This is a genomic window from Haloferax namakaokahaiae, from assembly GCF_042663225.1.
Lineage (GTDB): Archaea > Halobacteriota > Halobacteria > Halobacteriales > Haloferacaceae > Haloferax > Haloferax namakaokahaiae.
In genome coordinates, this window is record NZ_JBHTAA010000005.1 from 1385516 (window position 1) to 1407123 (window position 21608).

Annotated in this window: 27 protein-coding genes, 2 tRNA genes and 1 pseudogene; 17 read left to right on the forward strand and 13 right to left on the reverse strand. The window is 57.8% G+C overall.

What is annotated here, in order from left to right; translation table 11 throughout:
• Window positions 1–55 precede the first annotated feature (55 nt).
• The gene (locus ACFQJC_RS14910) at window positions 56–532 is read left to right on the forward strand and encodes a Tfx family DNA-binding protein (RefSeq protein ID WP_390224820.1); all 477 of its coding nucleotides are present in this window, start codon (window positions 56–58) and stop codon (window positions 530–532) included.
• A 54-nt stretch (window positions 533–586) separates the two neighbouring features.
• Window positions 587–1372: an SDR family oxidoreductase gene (locus tag ACFQJC_RS14915; protein ID WP_390224822.1), complete on the forward strand. Its 786-nt coding sequence runs from the start codon at window positions 587–589 to the stop codon at window positions 1370–1372.
• A gap of 9 nt (window positions 1373–1381) precedes the next feature.
• Here the strand turns inward: ACFQJC_RS14915 and ACFQJC_RS14920 are convergent, their stop codons facing one another.
• Genes ACFQJC_RS14920 through ACFQJC_RS14930 form a run of 3 tightly spaced genes read right to left on the reverse strand, consistent with a single transcriptional unit; the run spans window position 1382 to window position 3183 of the window.
• Complete coding sequence (locus ACFQJC_RS14920) at window positions 1382–1801, reverse strand: SHOCT domain-containing protein (protein WP_390224824.1); 420 nt, start codon at window positions 1799–1801, stop codon at window positions 1382–1384.
• Window positions 1802–1848: 47 nt separating this feature from the next.
• Window positions 1849–2853, reverse strand: coding sequence for a mannose-1-phosphate guanylyltransferase (locus ACFQJC_RS14925; protein WP_390224826.1), 1005 nt, complete (start codon window positions 2851–2853; stop codon window positions 1849–1851).
• 48 nt (window positions 2854–2901) lie between these two features.
• The gene (locus ACFQJC_RS14930; protein WP_390224828.1) at window positions 2902–3183 is read right to left on the reverse strand and encodes a DUF7091 family protein; all 282 of its coding nucleotides are present in this window, start codon (window positions 3181–3183) and stop codon (window positions 2902–2904) included.
• A 149-nt stretch (window positions 3184–3332) separates the two neighbouring features.
• On the opposite strand from ACFQJC_RS14930, the gene ACFQJC_RS14935 reads away from it, so the two are divergent.
• From ACFQJC_RS14935 to ACFQJC_RS14945, 3 genes are all read left to right on the forward strand, one after another.
• Window positions 3333–4268 carry a replication factor A gene (locus tag ACFQJC_RS14935; RefSeq protein WP_390224830.1) on the forward strand — a complete coding sequence of 312 codons (936 nt, stop codon included), beginning with the start codon at window positions 3333–3335 and terminating at the stop codon, window positions 4266–4268.
• A complete protein-coding gene (locus ACFQJC_RS14940) occupies window positions 4269–4859 on the forward strand; it encodes an RPA family protein (protein ID WP_390224832.1) in 591 nt (196 codons plus the stop codon).
• Between the two features lie 135 nt (window positions 4860–4994).
• Window positions 4995–5411 (forward strand): DUF8146 domain-containing protein, encoded by a 417-nt coding sequence (locus tag ACFQJC_RS14945; protein WP_390224834.1) that lies wholly within the window; start codon window positions 4995–4997, stop codon window positions 5409–5411.
• Window positions 5412–5451: 40 nt separating this feature from the next.
• Here ACFQJC_RS14945 and ACFQJC_RS14950 read toward each other — a convergent pair whose 3' ends face one another.
• Window positions 5452–5913 (reverse strand): DUF5814 domain-containing protein, encoded by a 462-nt coding sequence (locus ACFQJC_RS14950; RefSeq protein WP_390224836.1) that lies wholly within the window; start codon window positions 5911–5913, stop codon window positions 5452–5454.
• Window positions 5914–6031: 118 nt separating this feature from the next.
• Here ACFQJC_RS14950 and ACFQJC_RS14955 point away from each other — a divergent pair, with 118 nt between their 5' ends.
• The 3 genes from ACFQJC_RS14955 to ACFQJC_RS14965 all read left to right on the forward strand — a co-directional run bounded on the left by ACFQJC_RS14955 (window position 6032) and on the right by ACFQJC_RS14965 (window position 7331).
• The gene (locus tag ACFQJC_RS14955) at window positions 6032–6676 is read left to right on the forward strand and encodes an NADPH-dependent F420 reductase (RefSeq protein WP_390224838.1); all 645 of its coding nucleotides are present in this window, start codon (window positions 6032–6034) and stop codon (window positions 6674–6676) included.
• A 95-nt stretch (window positions 6677–6771) separates the two neighbouring features.
• A tRNA-His gene (locus ACFQJC_RS14960) sits at window positions 6772–6844 on the forward strand.
• A gap of 184 nt (window positions 6845–7028) precedes the next feature.
• Window positions 7029–7331 carry a hypothetical protein gene (locus ACFQJC_RS14965; protein ID WP_390224840.1) on the forward strand — a complete coding sequence of 101 codons (303 nt, stop codon included), beginning with the start codon at window positions 7029–7031 and terminating at the stop codon, window positions 7329–7331.
• 138 nt (window positions 7332–7469) lie between these two features.
• Here ACFQJC_RS14965 and ACFQJC_RS14970 read toward each other — a convergent pair whose 3' ends face one another.
• The gene (locus ACFQJC_RS14970) at window positions 7470–7634 is read right to left on the reverse strand and encodes a DUF1059 domain-containing protein (RefSeq protein WP_390224842.1); all 165 of its coding nucleotides are present in this window, start codon (window positions 7632–7634) and stop codon (window positions 7470–7472) included.
• Window positions 7635–7743: 109 nt separating this feature from the next.
• On the opposite strand from ACFQJC_RS14970, the gene ACFQJC_RS14975 reads away from it, so the two are divergent.
• Entirely contained in the window at window positions 7744–8499 is a 756-nt protein-coding gene (locus ACFQJC_RS14975; protein ID WP_390224844.1) for a competence/damage-inducible protein A, read from the forward strand.
• 29 nt (window positions 8500–8528) lie between these two features.
• Here ACFQJC_RS14975 and ACFQJC_RS14980 read toward each other — a convergent pair whose 3' ends face one another.
• Entirely contained in the window at window positions 8529–9701 is a 1173-nt protein-coding gene (locus tag ACFQJC_RS14980; protein WP_390224846.1) for a M50 family metallopeptidase, read from the reverse strand.
• Between the two features lie 87 nt (window positions 9702–9788).
• Between ACFQJC_RS14980 and ACFQJC_RS14985 the strand changes: the two genes are divergently transcribed.
• The 5 genes from ACFQJC_RS14985 to ACFQJC_RS18265 all read left to right on the forward strand — a co-directional run bounded on the left by ACFQJC_RS14985 (window position 9789) and on the right by ACFQJC_RS18265 (window position 14839).
• Window positions 9789–10184 (forward strand): cupin domain-containing protein, encoded by a 396-nt coding sequence (locus ACFQJC_RS14985; RefSeq protein WP_390224847.1) that lies wholly within the window; start codon window positions 9789–9791, stop codon window positions 10182–10184.
• Between the two features lie 26 nt (window positions 10185–10210).
• Window positions 10211–12265 (forward strand): DEAD/DEAH box helicase, encoded by a 2055-nt coding sequence (locus ACFQJC_RS14990; RefSeq protein ID WP_390224849.1) that lies wholly within the window; start codon window positions 10211–10213, stop codon window positions 12263–12265.
• Window positions 12266–12358: 93 nt separating this feature from the next.
• Window positions 12359–14215 (forward strand): SLC13 family permease, encoded by a 1857-nt coding sequence (locus ACFQJC_RS14995; RefSeq protein ID WP_390224851.1) that lies wholly within the window; start codon window positions 12359–12361, stop codon window positions 14213–14215.
• 49 nt (window positions 14216–14264) lie between these two features.
• A tRNA-Pro gene (locus ACFQJC_RS15000) sits at window positions 14265–14337 on the forward strand.
• Window positions 14338–14635: 298 nt separating this feature from the next.
• A complete protein-coding gene (locus tag ACFQJC_RS18265; protein ID WP_465261518.1) occupies window positions 14636–14839 on the forward strand; it encodes a DUF8053 family protein in 204 nt (67 codons plus the stop codon).
• Window positions 14840–14884: 45 nt separating this feature from the next.
• On the opposite strand, the gene ACFQJC_RS15010 is transcribed toward ACFQJC_RS18265, so the two are convergent.
• Window positions 14885–15346 (reverse strand): hypothetical protein, encoded by a 462-nt coding sequence (locus ACFQJC_RS15010; RefSeq protein WP_390224855.1) that lies wholly within the window; start codon window positions 15344–15346, stop codon window positions 14885–14887.
• Between the two features lie 389 nt (window positions 15347–15735).
• Here ACFQJC_RS15010 and ACFQJC_RS15015 point away from each other — a divergent pair, with 389 nt between their 5' ends.
• From ACFQJC_RS15015 to ACFQJC_RS18275, 3 genes and pseudogenes are all read left to right on the forward strand, one after another.
• Window positions 15736–15963, forward strand: a complete 228-nt coding sequence (locus ACFQJC_RS15015) for a DUF7386 family protein (protein WP_390224857.1) — start codon at window positions 15736–15738, stop codon at window positions 15961–15963.
• A 63-nt stretch (window positions 15964–16026) separates the two neighbouring features.
• On the forward strand, window positions 16027–16293 hold the full coding sequence (locus tag ACFQJC_RS18270) for a DUF8156 family protein (protein ID WP_465261519.1): 267 nt from the start codon (window positions 16027–16029) through the stop codon (window positions 16291–16293).
• A pseudogene (locus tag ACFQJC_RS18275) lies at window positions 16274–16511 on the forward strand (DUF7386 family protein). Before ACFQJC_RS18270 ends, ACFQJC_RS18275 begins: the two are co-directional and overlap by 20 nt.
• A gap of 8 nt (window positions 16512–16519) precedes the next feature.
• Here ACFQJC_RS18275 and ACFQJC_RS15020 read toward each other — a convergent pair.
• The 6 genes from ACFQJC_RS15020 to ACFQJC_RS15045 all read right to left on the reverse strand — a co-directional run bounded on the left by ACFQJC_RS15020 (window position 16520) and on the right by ACFQJC_RS15045 (window position 21575).
• Window positions 16520–17440 carry a hypothetical protein gene (locus tag ACFQJC_RS15020; RefSeq protein ID WP_390224859.1) on the reverse strand — a complete coding sequence of 307 codons (921 nt, stop codon included), beginning with the start codon at window positions 17438–17440 and terminating at the stop codon, window positions 16520–16522.
• Window position 17441: 1 nt separating this feature from the next.
• Entirely contained in the window at window positions 17442–18692 is a 1251-nt protein-coding gene (locus tag ACFQJC_RS15025) for a hypothetical protein (RefSeq protein ID WP_390224861.1), read from the reverse strand.
• 87 nt (window positions 18693–18779) lie between these two features.
• Window positions 18780–19613, reverse strand: coding sequence for a hypothetical protein (locus ACFQJC_RS15030; RefSeq protein WP_390224863.1), 834 nt, complete (start codon window positions 19611–19613; stop codon window positions 18780–18782).
• A gap of 125 nt (window positions 19614–19738) precedes the next feature.
• Window positions 19739–20188, reverse strand: a complete 450-nt coding sequence (locus tag ACFQJC_RS15035) for a hypothetical protein (protein ID WP_390224865.1) — start codon at window positions 20186–20188, stop codon at window positions 19739–19741.
• 64 nt (window positions 20189–20252) lie between these two features.
• Window positions 20253–20657 carry a hypothetical protein gene (locus ACFQJC_RS15040; protein ID WP_390224867.1) on the reverse strand — a complete coding sequence of 135 codons (405 nt, stop codon included), beginning with the start codon at window positions 20655–20657 and terminating at the stop codon, window positions 20253–20255.
• A 237-nt stretch (window positions 20658–20894) separates the two neighbouring features.
• Window positions 20895–21575: a DUF7344 domain-containing protein gene (locus ACFQJC_RS15045; protein ID WP_390224869.1), complete on the reverse strand. Its 681-nt coding sequence runs from the start codon at window positions 21573–21575 to the stop codon at window positions 20895–20897.
• Between the last annotated feature and the right edge of the window lie 33 nt (window positions 21576–21608).

Here is a 21608-nt window from a genome sequence, read left to right on the forward strand (position 1 = left end):
CCGTGGACAGTCAGCCTGCTGTATCTTTTTTCATCCCCGCGTGCTATCGTCGAGTATGAGCGACGACGCGGTCCCCGACGTAGACGACCTCTTAGAGCGAGCAGGCTTCGACCCCGAGACGAGTATCCTCACTCGCAGACAGGCCGAAGTGCTCGCCCTCCGCGAACAGGGCGTCCGCCAATCGACGATTGCGGAGTTTCTCGGCACGTCTCGCGCCAACGTCTCCAGTATCGAAGCCAGCGCCCGAAACAACGTCGAGAAGGCCCGCGAGACGGTCACCTTCGTCGATACGCTCACCGCACCGGTCCGGGTCGAAGTCCCGGCGGAGACGGACCTCTACGACGTGCCGAAGCTCATCTACGACGCCTGCGACGACTCGGGCGTCAAAGTCAGCCACACCGCACCCGACCTGATGAAAGTCATCTCCGATGCGGCAGGCGACGCCGTCGAGGGGCGAGAGGTCAAAGAACAACTCTTCGTCGGCGTCACCAGCGACGGCCGGGTTCGCGTCCGCCGGCACCCCGGCGTCTGATTCTTCTCGTCCGCGACGCCCACGTTTTTCACCGCCCTCGTCGTCAGTCCACCCATGGACCTTGGAATTGCGGGCGACACCGTACTCGTCACGGCGAGTTCCGCCGGACTCGGGCGCGCGAGCGCCGAAGCACTGGCAGCAGAAGGAGCGAACGTCGTCGTCTGCGGCCGCGACGCCGACCGACTGGCCGAGACCGAAACCGAGCTGAGCGACCTCGCGGGCGACGTGCTCGGCGTCCAGACCGACATCACGAGTAAGCACGACCTCGAAGCGCTCGTCGAAGCGGCGGTCGAGGAGTTCGGCGGACTGGACCACGTCGTCACCTCGGCGGGCGGCGTCCCGCCGGGTAGCTTCACCGACCTCACCGAGAAAGAGTGGTACGGCGCGTACGACATGCTCGTGATGAGCGCCGTCTGGACGGTCAAAGCCGCTCGTCCCCACCTCGAAGCGAGCGACAAGGGGACGATTACCTGTATCACCTCCACGACGGTCCGCGAAGTCGTGGACGACCTCATCCTCTCGAACGCGGTTCGACGCGGCGTGATTGGGCTCGTGAAATCGCTCTCTTACGAACTCGCCCCCGACGTGCGGGTGAACGCCGTCCTCCCGGGCGCACACGAGACGAGTCGAATTCGGGAGTTAGTCGATGCGGCGGTCGAACGCGGCGACCACGACACCTACGAAGACGGACTCGCGGAGTGGTCCGACGGCATTCCGATGGGTCGAATCGGCGACCCACGAGAGTTGGGCGACGTGGTCGCCTTCCTCGCCAGCGACAGGGCGAGTTTCGTCAACGGCGCGTGCGTCCCCGTCGATGGCGGGACGCTCCGGAGCGCGTGAGAATAGGCGTCAGGCGCGCTCGCGCTCGCTGACTCGGTCTTCGATATCTTCGAGCGACTCCGTCTCCAACAGGCGTTCGAGTTTGCGCTCGAACTGCTCGTCGGTGAGTTCGCCGCGGGCGTACCGGTCGCGGAGCGTGTTGAGGGCGTCACGGTTCGATGGCGTCTCGTCGTCTGTACCCGTCGAATCAGCCGATTTCTTCGGGTTGAACGTCTCCTCCCACGTCCTCTCGAACTCCTCCGGCATGGAGCTCGAATAGCCGTCGGTGAGCATGTCCACGATTGGGAGGATGACGATGTAGCCAATCAGCATGAACACGAGCCACCAGTCGAACCCCAGAAGGAGGGCAGAGAGCCAGATGCCCGTGATGAGAAGGGCGGTGATGTCCGTCGCTTTCGACAGCAGGACACCGCGCGAGTCACCAGTCATACAGTGAAAAGCCAATCGCGGACTGTAAAACTACCCGAGAAGTGACCTCAGAACTCCCCGCGGGCTTTCAGCCGAGAGACGGCCTCTCGGACTCGCTGTGCCTCGTCTTTCGGAATCACGAGCACTCGGTCGTCCCACGCGACGACGGCGAGGTCGGAGACGCCGACGAGCGAGACGTTCGCGCCGTCGGTGGCGACGACGTTGTCGGCCGCATCGACCACGATTGGGTCGTCGCCGAGGACGACGTTTCCAGCCTCGTCGGCGGGGAGAATGCGGGTGAGCGCGTCCCACGCGCCGAGGTCGTCCCACGCGAACGAGACGGGGACGACGGCGGCGTTCTCGACGCGCTCCATCACGGCGTAGTCGATGCTCGTCTCGGTGACGGCGTCGAATCCCGTGGTCGGGTCTCCGGCGTCGAGCGCATCGACTAGGGGTTCGAGTGGTGAGTCGCGCGCGGCGCTGAGGAGCGCGTCGGGCGTCCACGCGAACATCCCGGCGTTCCAGAAGTAGCCAGACTCGACGTACTCGGTCGCAGTCTCGGCGTCCGGTTTCTCGTGGAAGGCGGCGAGTTCGTGGTACTCGCCGTGGTCGGTGCCGGGTTCGATGTAGCCGTATCCGGTGTCGGGGCGAGAGGGTTCGACGCCGAAGGCGACCAGTGAGTTCGTCTCGGCGGCGACTCGCGCGCCGCGTTGCATCGCTTCGGCGAATCCGTCGCCGACGTGGTGGTCGCTCGGGAGGACGAGAATCACGGGGTCGTCGTACTCGGCGGCGATGCGGTGAGTCGCGTAGGTGAGCGCCGGGCCGGTGTCTTTGGCGACGGGTTCGACGAGCACGTCCGCGTCGGGGGCGTGGTCCGGGATTTCGTCGGCGAACTCCGGGCGCGTCGAGACGACGACGTGGTCGGCGAAGTCTGCGCGGGAGACGGTCGCTTCGAGAAGCGACTGCTCGCCGTCGAAGGAGAGAAACTGCTTGGGTCGGTCGCTTCTGCTCGCGGGGTAGAGTCGCGTGCCGGTGCCGCCGGCGAGGACGAGCGCGACGAGTGGGCGGTTCATACCGGGACCACGCGGGGGAGGGTGAAAATCACGGCGGCATCTCGACTCTCACCACGTCTCGATGACGCCCTCGCGGATGTCTTCGACACAGCCCTGACAGTCGGGGTGGTCGGGGTCGAAACAGGCGGGGCGGGACTGCGAGTCGAGGGCGACGGCGCGGCGTTCGACGTGGCGACGACAGACGATTTTGGCGCGGCCGTCGGCGTCGCGCGGTATCGACTCGGCGTCGGGTGCCGACCGGCCCTCGCGGTAGGCGCGCTTGACCTCCTCGTACCGCTTGCCGGCGTTGCGGGCGGCGCTTCGGATGATGCTTTCGAGGCGGTCGTCCATGCCCAGTCATGCGAACCGCGAACCTATCAATTCCTCGCTCCGTGGGGGGAGAGGTTCACTTTCACCGGGGTTTGCAACTTTTTATATGAGTACGGAACCAACGGTCGTATGCCTCCCAATGGAAACCAAGGTGGAGGCGAGGAAAACCCATGACCGATCTGCAAACCCATGCAGCAGAGATAGCTGAACAGTTCTCGGACCATCTAGACATCACCGAAGAGGATGTCGAAGCACGACTCGAAGCGCTCGTGAGTGAATACCGCGTCCCCGTGGACGAGGCACGCCGCAGCGTCGTCAACAACTACCTCGACGAGGCGGGCATCGACCGCGACCAACTCGGCGGCGGTGCCGGCGGCAACGAGCAAGTCTTACTCAACGAAATCGACCAGGACGAACAGTGGGTCGATGTGCGCGCGAAAGTCGTCGAACTGTGGGAACCCCGCAGTGAGTCTATCTCCCAAGTCGGCCTACTCGGCGACGAGTCCGGCCGCCTCAAGTTCGTCTCGTTTACCACGTCTGAACTTCCCGAACTCGAAGAAGGGAAGTCCTACGCCCTCGGGAACGTCGTCACCGACGAGTACCAGGGCAACTTCTCCGTGAAGCTCAACCGAACGACGAGCATCACCGAACTGGACGAAGACATCGAAGTCGGCGACGACTCGACCAGCGTCGATGGCGCGCTCGTGGACATCCAGTCCGGGAGCGGTCTCATCAAGCGCTGTCCCGAGGAGGGCTGTACGCGCGTCCTCCAGAACGGCCGCTGTTCCGAACACGGGAACGTCGAAGGCGAGTTCGACCTGCGTATCAAGGCCGTACTCGACGACGGGAACGAGGTCCACGAAGTCATCTTCAACCGCGAGATGACCGAGGAACTGACCGGTATCGAACTGGACGAAGCGAAGCAGATGGCCATGGACGCCCTCGACACCACCATCGTCGAAGACGAGATGCGGAGCGACCTCATCGGCGTCTACTACCGCGTCACCGGCCCGACGTTCGGCCGCTACGTGCTCGCAGACGAAGTCGAGCAACTCGGCGCGCCGACAGATGCTGAAGCACTGCTTATCAAAGCGAGGTCGATGTAAATGAGTTCCAACGAAATCCCCACCCGAGAGGTCGCCCGGCGCGTCTTCGCACAGGAGTTCAACGACGCTGGATACACGTTCAAAGAGTCCGACGACGAGCGCGCACCCGTCTACTTGCTGCTCCCGACGGGCGAGCGAGCGAACCGCATCTTCCTCGTCGGCACGCTGACCGAGAAGGAAGACGTGGGCGAGGACAACGAGTACTGGCGCGGACGCATCGTCGATCCGACGGGGACGTTCTTCGTCTACGCCGGTCAGTACCAGCCAGAAGCCGCGAGCGCGCTTCGTGACCTCGAAGCGCCCGCCTACGTCGCGGTCGTCGGCAAGCCGCGGACCTACGAGACCGACGACGGCAACATCAACGTCTCCGTCCGCCCCGAGTCGATTACGGAAGTCGATGCCGCGACGCGCGACCGCTGGGTGACCGAGACAGCCGAGCGAACGCTCGAACGCATCGAGACGTTCGACGACGAAGGCAACGAGTACGCTCGCATGGCGCGCGAGCACTACGACCTGCCGGTCGAGACGTACGGCCAGAGCGTCATCGAAGCGCTCGAAAGCCTCGAACAGGCCGACGAACTCAGCGCCTAATTCGGCGCTCCCCCGCTGGTCCATTTCCAACCAGCGTTCACACGCCTATTTTTCGGCGTCAGCGACGAACGCACCGTGAGCGACCCGCTCGTCTGACAAAAGGTTAAGTGGACGGCCTGCACAGCCTCGGGTATCATGGGCAACAAGAACAAGACCATCTCGTTCCGCGTCAACGAAGACGCATTCGAGACCCTTCGGGAGATTGCCGAAGAGCGGGACATCTCCTTGTCCGCCGTCTTCCGCGACTACGTGGACACGCTAGTTGCCCACGACGGACAGGTGCGGGTCGTCCCAGAACACGAGTTAGAGAAACTCCGCGACGGCGACGGACAGTCGTTCCCGCCGAAAATCGAGGTTCCCAAGAGCTTCATCCGCGAGCACGAGCGACTCGAACTCGAAGCCGACCACCTCCGCGAGCAGTTGGAAGAGCACAAACGCTACGTCAACTACCTCCACGAGCAACTCGAAAGCGACGAGGACGACGTCGAAGAGGTCATCCAACTCGAAGACCTCGACGCGCCGAGCGACGAGCCCCCGTTCCGTCTCGGATAACCGACTCGGTTGAATTCGACTCGCTTCCGCCTCGAACACGTCAGCGCGGGCCGACGAGGTCTTTTCTGGCCTGCCGCGCCGCGTTCTCGGCGTCCCGATTCTTCTCCACGCCGGCGAGCGACTCCACCGATTCGAGCGTGCGAACCGCGTTGTCTAAGAACGAGAGCACGTCGCCGGGGTAGGCGTACACCATGTACTCGTCGCTCATCACGTCCACGATGGCGTCGGGGCCGAGACCCTGTGCCCGCAGGTCGAGCAGGTAGGCGATGAACTGCCGTTCGGGATAGCCGGTGTAGATGTCGTCTGCGTCCTCGCAGTCCATGAAGTCCTGGGCGAAATCGAGCAGTCGCTCACGGGTCGCGTCATCGACTTTCGACAGTCCCTCGCCCGAGTAGAGCACTTCGAGGGTCGCCCCGCTGAAGACGCGCTTCGGGATGTTCGCGTCCAGTTGGGAGACGATTTGCCGGTGATTTTTCAGATAGATTTTGTCCGTGATGGCCACTGTTGGAACCGTCTACCGCCCCAGACTCCAAAAGACTCCCGCTCCCGAATCCCACTCGGGGCGGACTGTCAGCCCGGTTCACACTGCCGTTTAAATTGTTGAGAATCCAATAAGTGACATGGTCGAGAATCGTATCGGTATCCTCGGGAGTGGTGACGTCGGACGAGCACTCGGGCGTGGATTCGCCCGCCACGGGTGGGACGTAATGCTCGGGACTCGAAGCCCCGACGCCCTCGAACAGTGGGCCGACGAGACGACGGGGACCGTCTCGGTTGGTACGTTCGACGAGGCGGCGAGCCACGGCGACATCGTCGTCCTCGCCGTCCTCGGAGAGGCCGCAGAGGCAGTCGTGGACATGGCCGGCCCCGAGAACTTCGAGGGGAAACTCGTCCTCGACGCGACGAACCCGCTGGAGTTCAGCGAGGGCGAAGCGCACCTCCTCTACGGCGGCACCGACTCGCTCGGCGAGCGCATTCAGGCGCGAATCCCCGACGCCTCCGTGGTGAAGTGCTTCAACACCGTGACGAACAGTCAGATGATAGACCCGGAGTTCGACGCAGAGACGCCGCCGATGCTCATCTGCGGCGACGACCCGTGGGCGAAAGAACGAACCGAAGAGATGCTCGTCGAACTCGGGTGGCCCGGCGCGATGGACGTCGGTGACATCAAATCGGCACGGTACTTGGAGGCGATAGTCCCGCTGTGGGTTCGCGTCGGGTCGAATCTCGGGACGTGGAGTCACGCGTTCAAGGCAGTGCAGTAGGTGTGAGGAAGTGTCGCACTGTGAAGTGCTCTCACTCCAGTCCCGTAACGTAACGTATTTTAGTCGTAGCGAATTAGGAATGATTGCGTTACATGTCCGGGTTGGGGTAGTGGACTATCCTTCAGCCTTGTGGAGGCTGAGACGCGGGTTCAATTCTCGCACCTGGACCTTCTTCATATTCTCACACCTTCGAGCGTGTGCTCACGTCAGTGAGCACCGCGAGTACCGACCGGGAATATGCGAGGTCCTCAGAAGAGAATTGAACCAGGGAGCGAACGCAGTGAGCGACCGAGGTTCAATTCCCGCACCAATACCCCACAAAACTCATCTACACATCATCTGACATCACGCTATGAAACCCTCCACGGCATCTCTCGTTTTCTCCCTCTTACTCCTCACTGCTGGGTGTCTCGGAAGTGCCGGAAGCACCCAGACAGCGCAATCAACCACAACGATAGCGACGACGACACAACCGACAACGACCACCGAATCCCCGACACCAGCCATCTCCAATGGCACGGCACGAACACGGGCCAGCACCCACCACGACGAGCAAACGCGGTCACGAATCGACCACTACGACGACGCCGGCGTCGGGCGACCAGAGGCAGAAGTGGTGAACGTCTCTTCGACCGGCGTCTACGTCCGCGTCTAGCAGGAGTACTGGTACACGAGCGGCGACCGAGAAGCAGATGGCGTCAACGTAGCGACCTACGTGGTCAACGAGACGACGATTCGGCAGGTGTACTGGTACTGAGTGGTTTCCAGTCCGAGAAAATGAAATCGAGCGCAGTCACACAGAGACTGCTAAGCCCATCACGTCTTCTCTGGTGAAGTCGGCGTCGTGGGCTTTCTTCGCGTGTTCTTGAACTTCGTGTACGAGTTCGTCGTCGTCGTCGGCCTCGGCTTCGAAACTGCAATCGAAGCCAGCATCTCGGCAATTTACGTGTTTTGTCACAGGTACCACCACCACGAACGTGGCACCATGAGATACGACCGCACGGGAGATAATCGTTGAGACCAGCGGAACGGCCACGACTTTCACCTCCGAGAACCGTTTGTCAGCTATGCAAGTCGCCATCCTCACCGTCGGCAACGAGTTGCTCGCGGGGGATATCGAGAACACGAACGCGACGTGGTTAGCCCGCCGACTCACCGAGGGAGGCGCGACGGTGACACGGATTCAGACGGTCCCGGACGACCACGAAGTCATCGCCGGCGTGGTCGCCGAGTGGAGCGACACCTTCGACGCGGTCATCGTCACCGGCGGGTTGGGCGGGACGCCGGACGATATCACGATGGAAGCGGTCGCGGCCGGTCTGGACAGGGAGTTCGTCGTCAACGACGAGGCCGCAGAACAGGTCGAGACGACGATTGCGGCGATTCTGGAACGCCGACCCGACATCGACTTCGAACTCGACGTCGCGTGGTACGCGTCGATGCCCGAGGGGGCGGAGGTGTTACAGAACGGCGAGGGTCTCGCCCCCGGCTGTCTGGCGGGGAACGTCTACGTCCTGCCCGGCATCCCCGAGGAGATGAAACCGATGTTCGACTCCATCGCCGAGCGATTCACGGGCGAACGCCACTCTCGGTCGTGGTACGCGAACGTTCCGGAGGGAGCGGTGACGGAGATACTCACCGAGGTACAGGGTCGATTCGAGGTGGAGGTCGGGAGCTATCCGAATCGCGGCGGGCCGACGCGCGTCAAACTCACCGCGAGCGACGAGGAGGAGTTAGCAGCGGCGAGTCGCTGGTTCGAAGCCAACGTCTCGATGCGGTTGTTCGAGACGGAACGAGCGGCAGTGGAATCCGGCGAAACGTGAGTTACCGAGACGATACCGAGGCAGAGTGACTACCGAGGCGAGATGAGACCCGAATCGGGCCGCGGCATCGCGTCGAGCGACCCGCGACTGCGGATGATGTTGAACGCGGTCACGAGGTCGGACCGAGAGACGAGACCGACGAGGACGCCGTCGTCGTCCACGACCGGAAGTCGGCCGACACCGCGTTCCTGCATGAGTGCGATGGCGTCCATCGCGTCGGCGTCGGGCGTAATCGTTGCGAGTTCGTCGCTCATCACGTCCTCGACTCGGTAGGCGTCGCGCTCGACTTCTCGCACCGAGCGGGCGTCGTCGAGTGTCACCATGCCGACGAGGTCGCCGTTTCGGAGGACGGGATAGCCGGTGTGGCGCTCGACGAACATCTGTTGGAGCAAGTCGGCGACGCTAGTCTCTTCTTCGACGGTGCTGAGGTTCTCGCGGGCGGTCATGATGTCGCGGACGACCACGTCTTGGAACGTCGCTTTGAGAACGCTCTGTTGGGCCTCGCCGGACGCGCCGATGTAGATGAAGAAGGCGAGCGCGACGAGAAAGAGGTTGAAGAACAACCCGAAGATGCCGAGCAGGAAGGCGAAGACCTTCCCGACTTCGGCGGCCATCTGCGTCGCTTTCGCGTGGGGGCGAGTACGGGCGAGGAGTGCCCGAAGGACGCGTCCGCCGTCCATGGGGAACCCGGGGAGCATGTTGAACACCGCGAGCGTGATGTTCATCAGCGCGAGGTAGCCGAGGACGAACTTGAACTGGGGGAGGGAACTCGGGACGGCGACGAACCCGGCGTAGGAGACGATGCCGATGAGAACGGAGACGACAGGCCCGGCAATCGCAATCGTGAGTTCCTGTTTCCAGTCTTCGGGGATGTCCGTGAACCGGGCGACGCCGCCGAAGAGCCAGAGCGTAATCGACTCGATAGTGTAACCGTAGCGCATGGCGACGAGCGAGTGGCCGAACTCGTGGAGCAAGACGCCGAGGAAGAGGCCAATCGCCGCTGCACTGCCGAGTATCCACTGCGTCGGCGGCGTGGCGAGCGCTGCTCCGTCGATAGTGGAACCGAAGAGGTCGTTCACGAGCGCGGTGAGTTGCGCCACGTCGGAGCCGATAAGCCAGGCGAAGAGTGGCAACACCACGAGGAACGTCAGGTCCAACTTAATCGGGATACCGAAGGCGCTACCGATGCGGATACCTCGCATACCGGGTACTAGCCGTGGAGGGGCCTTAAGTAATCAGGCTCGTTTCACAGGGGAAAGCTTACGCGGGCCGGTGATGCCTACAACTACATGAGTGATTCTCGACCGAACCCGGTGGTCAAACGCGGACGCGACATCGAGTACGACGCCGTCGGCGCGGCCGACGGGATGAAAAAGGGCGTCCTCATCTCCGAGGCAGACGGCGCACCGAACTTCGCCATTCGTCGGTTCGTCCTCGACGCCGGTGCCGAAGTTCCGAGACACACCAACGAAGTCGAACACGAACAACACGTCCTCTCCGGTACCTACACCGTCGGCATCGACGACGAAGAGTACGAGGTCGAAGCGGGCGACTCGCTGTTCATCCCGGCGGGCGTCGTCCATTGGTACCGAAACGACTCCGACGAGGAAGGCTCGTTCCTCTGTGCGGTGCCGAACGGCGACGACGAAATCGTCCTCGCCGACGACGCGCAGACGAACCGCTGATATAGCCCCTCTCCATATCACCTATCGTGTCTCAACAGGTCACCCGCGTGGACACGCTCTTTCTCCACCAAACGGGGCAAGACTATCTCGTCGTCGCTCGCCGAGACGGAAAGCGGGTGCTCCGCGGGAAACTCGAACTCAAGGAGACGAACGCCGGGCCGCGGCCGCTTCGATTCCTCGTCATGCGAAAGGGACAGGAAGACCCCCGCGACCCCTCGCAGTTCGTCGAACTCGCCCGCGCGGCATCGCGCATCCGTATCTCGCAACAGACCTCGCAGGCGGGTCGTCAAGAACTGAAAGATATGTTGGACGGCTACCAGTTGGAGGCGCTCGTCGTCCGCACGTGTCGGCGCTGTTCATCGAGCGGTCGCTACTCGCCGATTACCGACGATACGGCCATCAAAGCCGAACGCGAGTACATCTGCCACGACTGCGCCGTGAAGGAACTCGAACAGGAACTCTCCTTCGCGGGCGGTCTCACCCGGGCGGCACAGGACCGACTCGAAGAACTCCTCTTCGAGACGCAGGACCTCACCCGAATCACGAACCTCCTCCAAGGCGAGTTGGACCCGGACCTCACGAAATTCGACACCATCAGCGCGACCACTGAGGACGTTGACCTCGTCGATACCGACTCCCTCGACATCCACCCGAACCTGAAGTCGATGCTGACAGGGCGGTTCGACACGCTCCTCCCGGTCCAAAGTCTCTCTATCAACAATGGCCTGCTGTCGGGCGACGACCAACTCGTCGTCAGTGCGACGGCGACGGGTAAGACCCTCATCGGCGAGATTGCGGGTATCGACCGCATGCTGAAGGACAAAGGAAAGATGCTCTTTCTCGTCCCCCTCGTCGCGCTCGCCAACCAGAAGCACGAGGACTTCAAAGAACGCTACGGCCACCTCGGCAAGGTGACGATTCGCGTCGGTGCGAGTAGAATCAACGACGACGGCAACCGCTTCGACCCCGGCGCGGACGTGATTGTGGGGACGTACGAGGGTATCGACCACGCGCTCCGGACGGGCAAGGACCTCGGCGACATCGGCACCGTCGTCATCGACGAGGTCCATACCCTGAAAGAAGAAGAGCGCGGCCACCGCCTCGACGGGATGATTTCGCGGCTCAAGTACTACTGCGAGAAGCGCGCCCGACAGCGAGGGAGCTACGACGGCGCACAGTGGATTTACCTGTCTGCAACCGTCGGCAACCCGAAGTGGCTCAGTGAAAATCTGCGCGCGAAGCTCATCGAGTACGAGGACCGCCCGATTCCCATCGAGCGCCACGTCACGTTCGCCAACGGCCAGGAGAAACCGCGCATCGAGAACCGCCTCGTCAAGCGCGCGTTCGACACCAAGTCTTCGAAGGGCTACCGCGGGCAGACGATTATCTTCACCAACTCGCGGCGGCGCTGTCACGAGATTTCGCGGAAACTCGAATACAACGCCGCACCGTATCACGCCGGTCTCGACTACAAGCGCCGAAAGCGGGTCGAACGACAGTTCGCCAATCAGGACCTCGCCGCGGTCGTCACGACCGCTGCACTCGCCGCCGGTGTTGACTTCCCGGCCTCGCAGGTCATCTTCGACACGCTGGCCATGGGAATCGAGTGGCTCTCCGTCCAAGAGTTCAGTCAGATGCTCGGACGGGCGGGCCGTCCCGACTACCACGACAGGGGCACCGTCTACCTGCTCGTCGAACCCGACGCCAGCTATCACAACACGATGGAGATGACCGAGGACGAAGTCGCGTTCAAACTCCTGAAAGGCGAGATGGAAGAAGTGCGAACGGTGTACGACGAGTCCGCGGCGGTCGAAGAGACCCTGGCGAACATCGTCGTCGCCGGCAAGAAAGCCAAGTCGCTCAACGACCGCATGCTCGGCGACGTCCCGACGAAACACGCCGTGGGAAAACTCCTCGAATGGGAGTTCATCGACGGCTTGCAACCGACGCCACTCGGCCGCGCGGTGACGACGCACTTCCTCTCACCCGCGGACGCCTTCCGAATCCTGAACGGCATTCGAAAGGGCTGGTCGCCATACGACATCGTCGCGGACCTCGAACTGGCAGACGAAGGCCGGTAGCTACCGCGACGGTCGTTCTCGATTTTCGAACAGTGTGCGAACAGTGGTCGGCTCTCCGCCACGTTTTTCGGGTGCCAGCGCGTCCATCTCTCCGTGGTAGGGATTACGCCGGGTATCGTCGTCGTCTTTCTCGTTATTCTCCTCGCCTTGGTGCTGTTCGCCACCGAACCGGTTCCGGTTGACGTGACGGCAATCGGCATCATGGTGACGCTCATGCTCATCCAACCGGCGTCGGCGGCGCTCGTCTCGGTCGGTCTCCTCGGAGAACCCATCGTCCTCTTCGAAACGTACCCCAACGACGCGCTCTCGGGGTTCGCAAACACGGCGACGCTGACCGTTCTGGCGATGTTCATCTTAAGCGAGGGCGTCCAACGAACCGGCATCATCCAGTTGCTCGGTGCGAAAATCTCTGCGTTTACCGAAGACAGCGAATTGAAGCAACTCGGGGCGACAGTCGGTCTCGTCGGCCCGATTTCCGGGTTTATCAACAACACCGCCGCCGTCGCTATCCTCCTCCCGATGGTGACCGACCTCGCAGAGCGGGGGCGAACCTCGCCGTCGAAACTCCTCCTCCCCCTCTCGTACGCCTCGATGTTCGGCGGCATGCTGACACTCATCGGCACCTCGACGAACATCCTCGCCAGCGACGTGTACTCTCGAATCACCGGCGAAGCGGGCTTTTCGATGTTCGAGTTCACCGCACTCGGTGCCGTCGTGATGGTCATCGGAATCGCGTACCTGCTCACCGTCGGCCGGGCGCTCACCCCGGTTCGTATCGAACCTCGGCGCGACCTCACAGAGGAGTTCGAGATGGCCGACTACCTGACAGAAGTCGTCGTGCGTCAGGACTCGCCGCTCGTCGGCCAGCAGGTCCAGCAGGCGCTCGTCGAGACGGAGTTCGACGTGGACTTGCTCCAACTGATTCGCGGCGAGACGGTGTTCCTCGAACCACTCGGACCGAAGGAGATTCAGGCCGGAGACGTGTTCACCGTCAGGACCGACCGCGACACCCTCGTCGAACTCATCGACGTGGAGGGGTTCGACCTCATGCCCATCACCGTCACCGAAGACGACCTCGAAATCGCAGACAAGGGTCAGAACCTCGTCGAAGTCGTCGTCGCGCCCGGCTCGTCGCTCGTCGGCGAGTCGCTGGCGTCCGCGAGTTTCCGTCAGCGGTACGACGCGACGGTGCTCGCCCTCCGGCGCGGTGGCGAACTCATCCGTCGCCGCATGGACAACCTCCCGCTTCGCGTCGGTGACACCCTCCTCGTGCAGGCGACCGTCGAGAGCGTCGAGCGTCTCGACCTCAACCGCGACTTCATCGTCGCCCAAGAAATCGAACGCCGCGACTACCGAACCGACAAAACGCTCGTCGCAATCGGTATCGTCGCGGGCGTCGTCGGTCTCGCCGCGCTCAATATCGTTCCAATCGTCGTCTCGGCACTGCTCGGCGCGCTCTTGATGGTTCTGACGCGGTGTCTTCGCCCGACCGAACTGTACGACGCCGTCCAGTGGGACGTCATCTTCCTCCTCGCCGGTGTCATCCCGCTCGGCATCGCCATGGAGAACTCGGGGGCCGCGGAGTTGCTCGCCTCGTTCGTCGTCATGAGCGGCGAGTTCCTCCCACTGCTCGCCGTCTTGGGCGTCTTCTACCTCGTGACCGCGCTCTTGACGAACGTCATCTCGAACAACGCCAGCGTCGTGCTCATGATTCCGGTCGCCATCGAGGCGGCGAACACGCTGGGGGCACGACCCTTCTCGTTCGTCGTCGCGGTCATGTTCGCGGCATCGACGGCGTTCATGACGCCCGTCGGCTATCAGACCAACCTGTTCGTCTACGGTCCCGGCGGCTACAAGTTCACGGACTACATCCGCGTCGGCGGGCCACTCCAGTTGGTTTTGGCCGTCGTGACGACGATTGGGGTGGCGTATTTCTTCCCACCGGTGTGAAAAGACGGAACGAAACCCTTTACACCACGTCGGGATGAGAAGTAAACGCGGGACCGTGGGTTAGCCTGGTATACTTCGGGCCTTGGGTGCCCGTGACCCCGGTTCAAATCCGGGCGGTCCCACTATTTCTGTTCGAACGAAGTGAGAACGAAATCGTCACGAGCGGCCGGTTTGAACCCGACGAGACCGAACGGAGTGAGGTCTCGGCACGGTTCAACATCCGGGCGGTCTACTCCAACACCGCCCTCGATTCCCCCGCGTCCCTCGGGTCGAATTGCATCTTTGCTATGGTACGAAATGGGCGGCCACCCCGGATTCCATAATATTCAGGAATCCCTGAGTGTTCGGTAGCTCATTCCTATCGGGGTTCTCACCCCGTCCGGACGGTTAAGTAGAGGCGGGTGGCCGACCGGTGTGAAGATGTTCAGAAAACTTCGAAATCACGACGGTACGCCACTGATTGCGCTCGACAAAGACGAATTAGAGATGGACGGTGTTCTCGAAGACGGCGAGCCGACCGACGGGAAGCAGATGCACGTTCAGCGACTCGGGGAGGGCGTCTACGTTGTTCGGGATGTTGCGGATGGAGGGATTGCTGAGTTGCCGGAAATACTTCACCGATGATTTGACTCTATTAGATGACGTTCGGTTTGCAAATGATCCACTGTCTCACCTCCAGTCGTCGTAATTACACTCAATTGCCTCGATAGCGTCGTTTTTTCGCTCTTCTATCCGCTTGACCTGACTTTCTGATAGTGTCTGCCTATACTCGGCAAATTGTAAGGAATCGTCAAACTTCTTCGTTTGAAGTTCTACACGTCTAGCTAAATCTCTTTGTCTCTGGTGTACTAAGTCGCTGTAAAAAGCTACAATTTTCTCTACTTCGTCGTCCGTCAGCATCCCCAGCTGATTCACATTAGACAGATATACCTCTTGACTAGCATTGAGTGCTGCCCGATTAGTCACGCTAGTAAAGTTTGGCATATTACGTAGTTCCGCCAAAAATGCAGTTCTCAGTCTGTGTTTTTGCGCTTCATCAGAGAAATGGTTTATAATTAGTTGAGCTACGAATGCACCAGCCGCGCCCAAGAGTGCTGCTAATGCTGCATTTGAAGTTATAAATGGAGCCATCCTTTATGAAAATTTCAATTCTTGAATAAATAGTATTGGGTCTATCATGAGTCATCACCTCTTTGTCGTTTACCATAATGGTCATTATTTGCTGGGTGGCCAGTCTCTCCGATGCGACAAATTAGCCAAAATCAGCCAGTAGCATCGTGCAGAGGGGTCTTCACATCCGACCCCACGGGGGTAATCAGGATTGAGTGCCAAACCCCGGTTGATGTATTTCTCACCGTCTCCGACGAAACCAGCGGCCGCTACGATACATCAAAACTGCACCGGAAGAACAGGGGTCTCGGAAACGTGACGACCACGAGAGAAACCCCACTTAAAGAACAGCCGATTGAGAAACACCAGCGAAACGGTTTTCGCCGGTTTTCGACCGACAGTACATCAAAATGAGCCACTACAGCTACCCACTCAACGACGACCGTGAGCGACTACTGGACCGCCTCGACGAAGAAACGGAGTCAAGCACCCGAGCCGATGCGATTGATACGGCGATTCGGCACTACCTCGAAGACAGGGAGAACCGAAAAGAGCACTGGGAGGAGTTCACACCGAAGCAGATGCGGTTACTCAACACGTCTGAGTTGAAGATGTCGTACTACCCGAAGGTGAGATAATCGGCGTTTTAGTTTCGCTCTGCTAGGATTACGTCTAACACACGCTCATGCGTGTTCTGGAGTATGGGAAGAACGAATCCGACCTATCGTGACACGATTCGCAAATTCGAAACTGACTGGAAACTGTATCGGGATGCACTCCGACGGCACGAAAAGGAGGACTTCGATAAACTCCTCATCAAGATTCATGCGCAATCGATGGCTGGTCACGCTCAAAACGCGCTCAGACCCGAATTATCGATGTTCATGTCCATTCTTGTCGAGAACGAGAAGGAGATACGCGAACTTGAAGCGCGAATTGGGCAGATGAATCAGTCTAAATCTCAGTGACGAACGGCAGCTGTTATTCGAGAAAGAAGGAGAGATAGTCGCTGCCGACAAGACCGACGACCCGCCGTGCTCTGCCATGCTCGACGCCGCACTCATTCACTGAATCGAAAGTAACCACCGAGAATATACGTGGACACATTGACCCGACAGCAGTTCAGGCGGTGGCGAACCCGTCTGTTCTCGGGTTACAGTATCAGACCCGGGTAGAGAACTGGTAGCGGTGAGATCATTTGCTAAATTCTTCCAGTGACCGATTTTGCCCGGGATCTCGAGAATCGTCGTCAGACAGTTCTTCATCTATCGGCCGTGATGCCAGATACTTCCGTACCGAAAGTACTGTCTCGAGATTGTATTTGTTGAATGTGTACGCATCGTCTCCCCTCTTCACTCTGCATGCATTGATACTTCGAAGATATTCGAATACTTCCTCAAGCATTTCAAAAGGGATGGACCTATTGAAATGAGACTGAACATCACTATAATTGAGCTTAACATCGCTTTCTGTGAGGTTTTCGTTCATGACTATGCCCTCACAAATGCCAACAGCTAGACTCTCTCTGTAGAAATTTCGGGTTATGTACACGTACTTCCCTGTCTTTTCAGGTACGCTCACACCTTGTTGAAGAGCATCATCAATAGGAGGACAATGGAGACCACCCTTTTCGATTTTTAACTCGCCGCCAGGACTTATTGTAGCGATACAACCTTCAATTTCCAATTGTTTGAGGTTCGATCTCTGTGTCGCATCTCCTGCTTGATGATTACTATATTGTTCTTTAGTCAGGACAAAAAGGTGGTCGTAATTTTCAATTTCTTCATTAGTAAGATGGTCCTCTGTGAACTCACACCGCTTGAGGTATTTTTCGACAGATTCCATGTCTAGCCTGTTGTAATTTGAGACACGCTCTATCGTCTCACTTGTCACATCACCAGGTTCAAAAATGTCAACAAATACTAAGTTGTCATTATCGTAAAGTGTGAAGGATGGGATACACCTCGCATCTCGCTTCTTATTCTCGGCTTCAGTAAACTCCCCTGCGACATGAAATCCAATATCTATGAGTCCATCATCACATTCACCATAGACTGCAGAATAGAATAGGTCGTGAGTCCGCAGATGTTGACTCTGAGATTCCCAGCCGACCATCTTAGGCGATCAATTTCTCTCTCTTTTGATCGAATCTATACGTCGAATTGAAATCCGTGTCAAGGATATTGTAGAATTTCCTAAAGCTACGTGACGTTGTATTGGCTTTAGCATAGACTCTGATCTTCTGGTTGTGTACGATTATTTCGAACGACTCACCACACCTCCGGTCATATACAAGGAAATTGCATTCGTCAATCTCTGAATACGCGTAGCGAGGTTTGTGATCTAGAATCTCCTCCTCTAGACTTGAAGCAACCATCTTGTTGCTGGGGTAGTTTTCTCCCCCCATCTTTTCCTCAAAAATCCAGATAGTCACCCCTTCCATCCTGGCACTCTGATCAATCGTCTTCAACTTTTCAGGGTAGCCTCCATCTGTCTCGTCCTTATTTGTAGAATCCGTAAAATCGACCTGCGAGGTCTGTTTCAGGTCTCGAGGTCTAATCCGTTGTGGGCGATATTTGACTTCAAATTTGTCTTGGTCCGTTTTCTCATAAGAGTCAATTACACTATCGATTGTCTTGAATCCAACATCCTCTGATCCAGAACGGACATATGGTATCGATGCATACCCATCCTGACGAATTGCCCCTTTTACTGCGTCGGTAGGGCTGTTCTTTTGTCCAAACTCAATACGCTTTGGAACTGCTTGGAATGTGGATTTAACGTCAGTTAGGTGCTCATCAGTTCCACCGTGGACTTGGACACTAACCCGCTCTTCTTTGTAGAACGGCCGATACTTAGCAGTAAATCCAGTAAGTGTCCTATCTTCATCTTTGTCAACCACTTCCTTCAGATCATCAGATGAAATGAAAAGTCGCTCAAGGGTTGGAATATATCTGAAAAATTTCTCGATTGTTTTCTCAGTCCAAGATTTTCTAATGACTGTTATCGCTTTCAAGTACCCATCTGAGTCAATTAAAATGAAATCATCATTTCGATTATACTTTGGTGTTGAAATTATGAAATGATAGGTCTCATCATTCAACTTTTCAATAGAGAATGTATGTTCATTGAAGAACTCACGTGGATTGTCGTTTGTATCCTTTGATTTCAGGATATTTGCAATATATTCAGCGGTGTCTTCTGGATTGAACCCATTGCTTCTTGCAATGAATATCTTTAGCTCAGTAGACGATTTTTTACCAGTCTTAGCTTCTTCCGCGAGGTCGCCATCCGTTTTTGTGACGTGAGCTATGAACTGGTTTACAATCTCTTCTGTCTCTGGGTTACTCAGGTGGTCAAATTTCATGATTTAGCCTCCGAACGATTGTTCTATGAACACCAACAGTACTACGCATTGCTGATACTTTTTGTGCATGTGTAAAAGTAATTCCGCTCAGTCACGAGCCGCCTCCTTGTATTCCTCGACCTTCGCGTTGACTTCTGATGCCTTATAAAGTAAGTAGTCGTCTCCAATTGTTCCTGGATTGGCCTTGTAAGCTGAAAGAGGAATATTATCTTTAACACCAGTCGCAGTGGTATATCTGAGAACGATCGCCAGTCGGAATTCTTTGACACCTTCTTTTTTAAGCAGTTCAAGCGCTTCTCCCATTTCTAAATCCTTACGCGAGCCAAAAATGGGGACGAATGGAATAGTTCGTTCAAATTTTGACAACATTGGTTCACAGCTAAATGTCACCGAATCTTCTGAGTCATCAGTAATTGCACCTCCTGTTTCTGCTGGCCACCAAGCGCCATCCTTTGCCCTTCTCAGTGGAACAGAGTTTGACCGAATATCTGGAGTTTTCCATGAACATGCGCTGTATGAGATTCCAAACCACACCTGCAAGTCCCGAGCAGTCGAGTTTCCATTATTCACTAAATCAAGAAATAGCTCATTTGCTTTGTGTGAGCTAATGTCTGGACCTTCGTACTCGTCTTGACCAAACCGTTGGTTTGTCACTCCCAAAATTGGTGTATAACCGGCTTTCATGATCTGTTCCTGTCGATTCATTATCTTCCTCTGGGCAATTTGTGATTGGAACTGGAGTAGGTAAGCAATCAACAATAGTCCAGACAACACAACAGACAAGGAATCCTTATTCTCTCCTGCGTAGGCTAAGATTTTGTCAGAGAAGATCGACCCGCCATAAAGAAGAATATCACCAAGGGTCCCAAAGAGCAAAGCGGCGGCGATCAAGGGGAGAATATACCAACGGATTGATTTCATTCTGGTATATTGTCTGAATATTTGAACAGTTAATAAAGATATAGGGATTTCTCCAGAATTGCATAAATGACCTACCTAGTGAAGTAGTCGAACTACAATCGTCTCTCGTCCTCAACAGAGACAAATCAGAACAGACTACCACTGGTAGCCTGCTTAAAATCACCCATGTCAGCAATCTGGTACTCGTAAGCTGCCCTCTGATGGCTTAGTGCCTTTTGTACGTCGTTGTCCGCGAGATCCCACATTTCCTCTGACTTTTCACGGGCTCGACTACTTGCATCAAGCGCGTATTGTCGTGCGGGGTCAGCATTTGATGCCTCTGCTGCATCCTCAAACGAGAAAACTGCTGAGAAAAACTTGTCGCCAGACAACATGTATTGATATGCCGTTTCTTGGGTTATCTCCTTGTCAGGGCCGGCAGGTGGTGTATCATTGGCGATACCCTCTCCTTCTTGATATTGACTTAACCCCCTCCGATACGCATCTCGCGCCTCTTGATTGGGTTTTCCAATACAGCCAGCGATTGCAGTGAGTACCGTTGTTGAAACAGAGGCTACGAATTGCCGTCGTCTCATGGATCTTCCTCCGTGATCTCTACTCGACGGCGATACCTCGCATGATAAATGCCCATTCTAATAGTCATTCTCCAATCACACTCGAAATCTCCGCAGCCACGTCCGCTTCTTCCTCCGCAAGCGAAATCGTCTCGATAATGTCGCCCTCGTCGCCGATGAGTTTCACCGTGACCTCGCCTTGTTTCGTCTGAATCGCATTCCACATGTACACGGCTCCGATAGCGCCTCCGACAACCGCTGCAAGGATTCCTACGAGTCCGGCAAGCTCTCCATTCATATTCCCAGTAACAGCGAAGACTCCCATTCCGAGAGCGAACGCGACAACACCAGCAGCGAGCTTCTCGGTGTCCACTCGTTCGCCCCCTTCCTCGACGATTTTCACGCCGAGAATACTCGGTCCAGTGATGAGAGTACTCTTTGCGAGTTTGAGGTCGCGGCCACGGCTGTCGGAGCCTCGTTTGATTTCCATGACACGGCGGTCTGTGACGACGACCGCGCTGGAGTCGTTGGCCCGAGCAGCGCGAATAGACTCGTTCGAGGACAAATACGGCTGAATCGCATCGGTGAGGGTAGTCATTTAGGGTGTCTGATGCGATTCGTTCAGGATATATAATATGTTCGTGGCACGAGATGCATCAGAAAACCTCCACCGAGAGAAATATCACTGCCCGCCGCCAGCAACGACGCGCAATCCACACTACCGGAGTTACTCAACCGCCGCCGCCAACGCCGATAACCCAAACATCTCACTCCCCGCGTACGACACCTCGTGAGTCGAAGCATCGTAGCTGACCAACCCCGACCCATCGAGCATCGGGAGGTGATGATGGTGCAGTGTGATCGCAATCTCGTGTGGGCACGCACGCTCGGCCACGGAGGAACTCGTCCACGTTGCTTCGGCCAGTTCCGTCGCTAACGAACTGAGCGTCAGCGACCCACCGGCCTGCGCCAACACGGTGAGGAGTTCGCGCCGACAGTCGTGAGAGTGAATCGACGCAATCGCCTCCCACTGCGCTTGGTCCACCGACGCGAGCAAGCGTGCGTCGAGCAGGCCATCGGCGATATCGGGGTGTGCGCGGAGTGAGAGCACGCCCTGGTCGTCGTCGAAAGCGACCAATCCGGCGGACGCGAGCTTCGGGAGGTGGACGTGATGGAGTTCGATGGCAACTCTGTCGGGGAGTTCAGAGTCGCCATCGGAGAGGTCACTCAAGGCGGCGAGCGTGATGAGCGAGCACAGTTGGGTCGTCGAAATAGCGGTTTGTTCCAGCAACACGCGCACGACGGCCCGTCTGAGTGGCTCTTCGAGGACTCGAATCGTGGAAGGCGAGCAAGCACACAGCCTGAGGGCGGTATGGTTTCGGGGGTGCGGTCGGTAGTCGTGGCTCATCGGTGTACGCACCTATATCTCGCTGGGAATAGC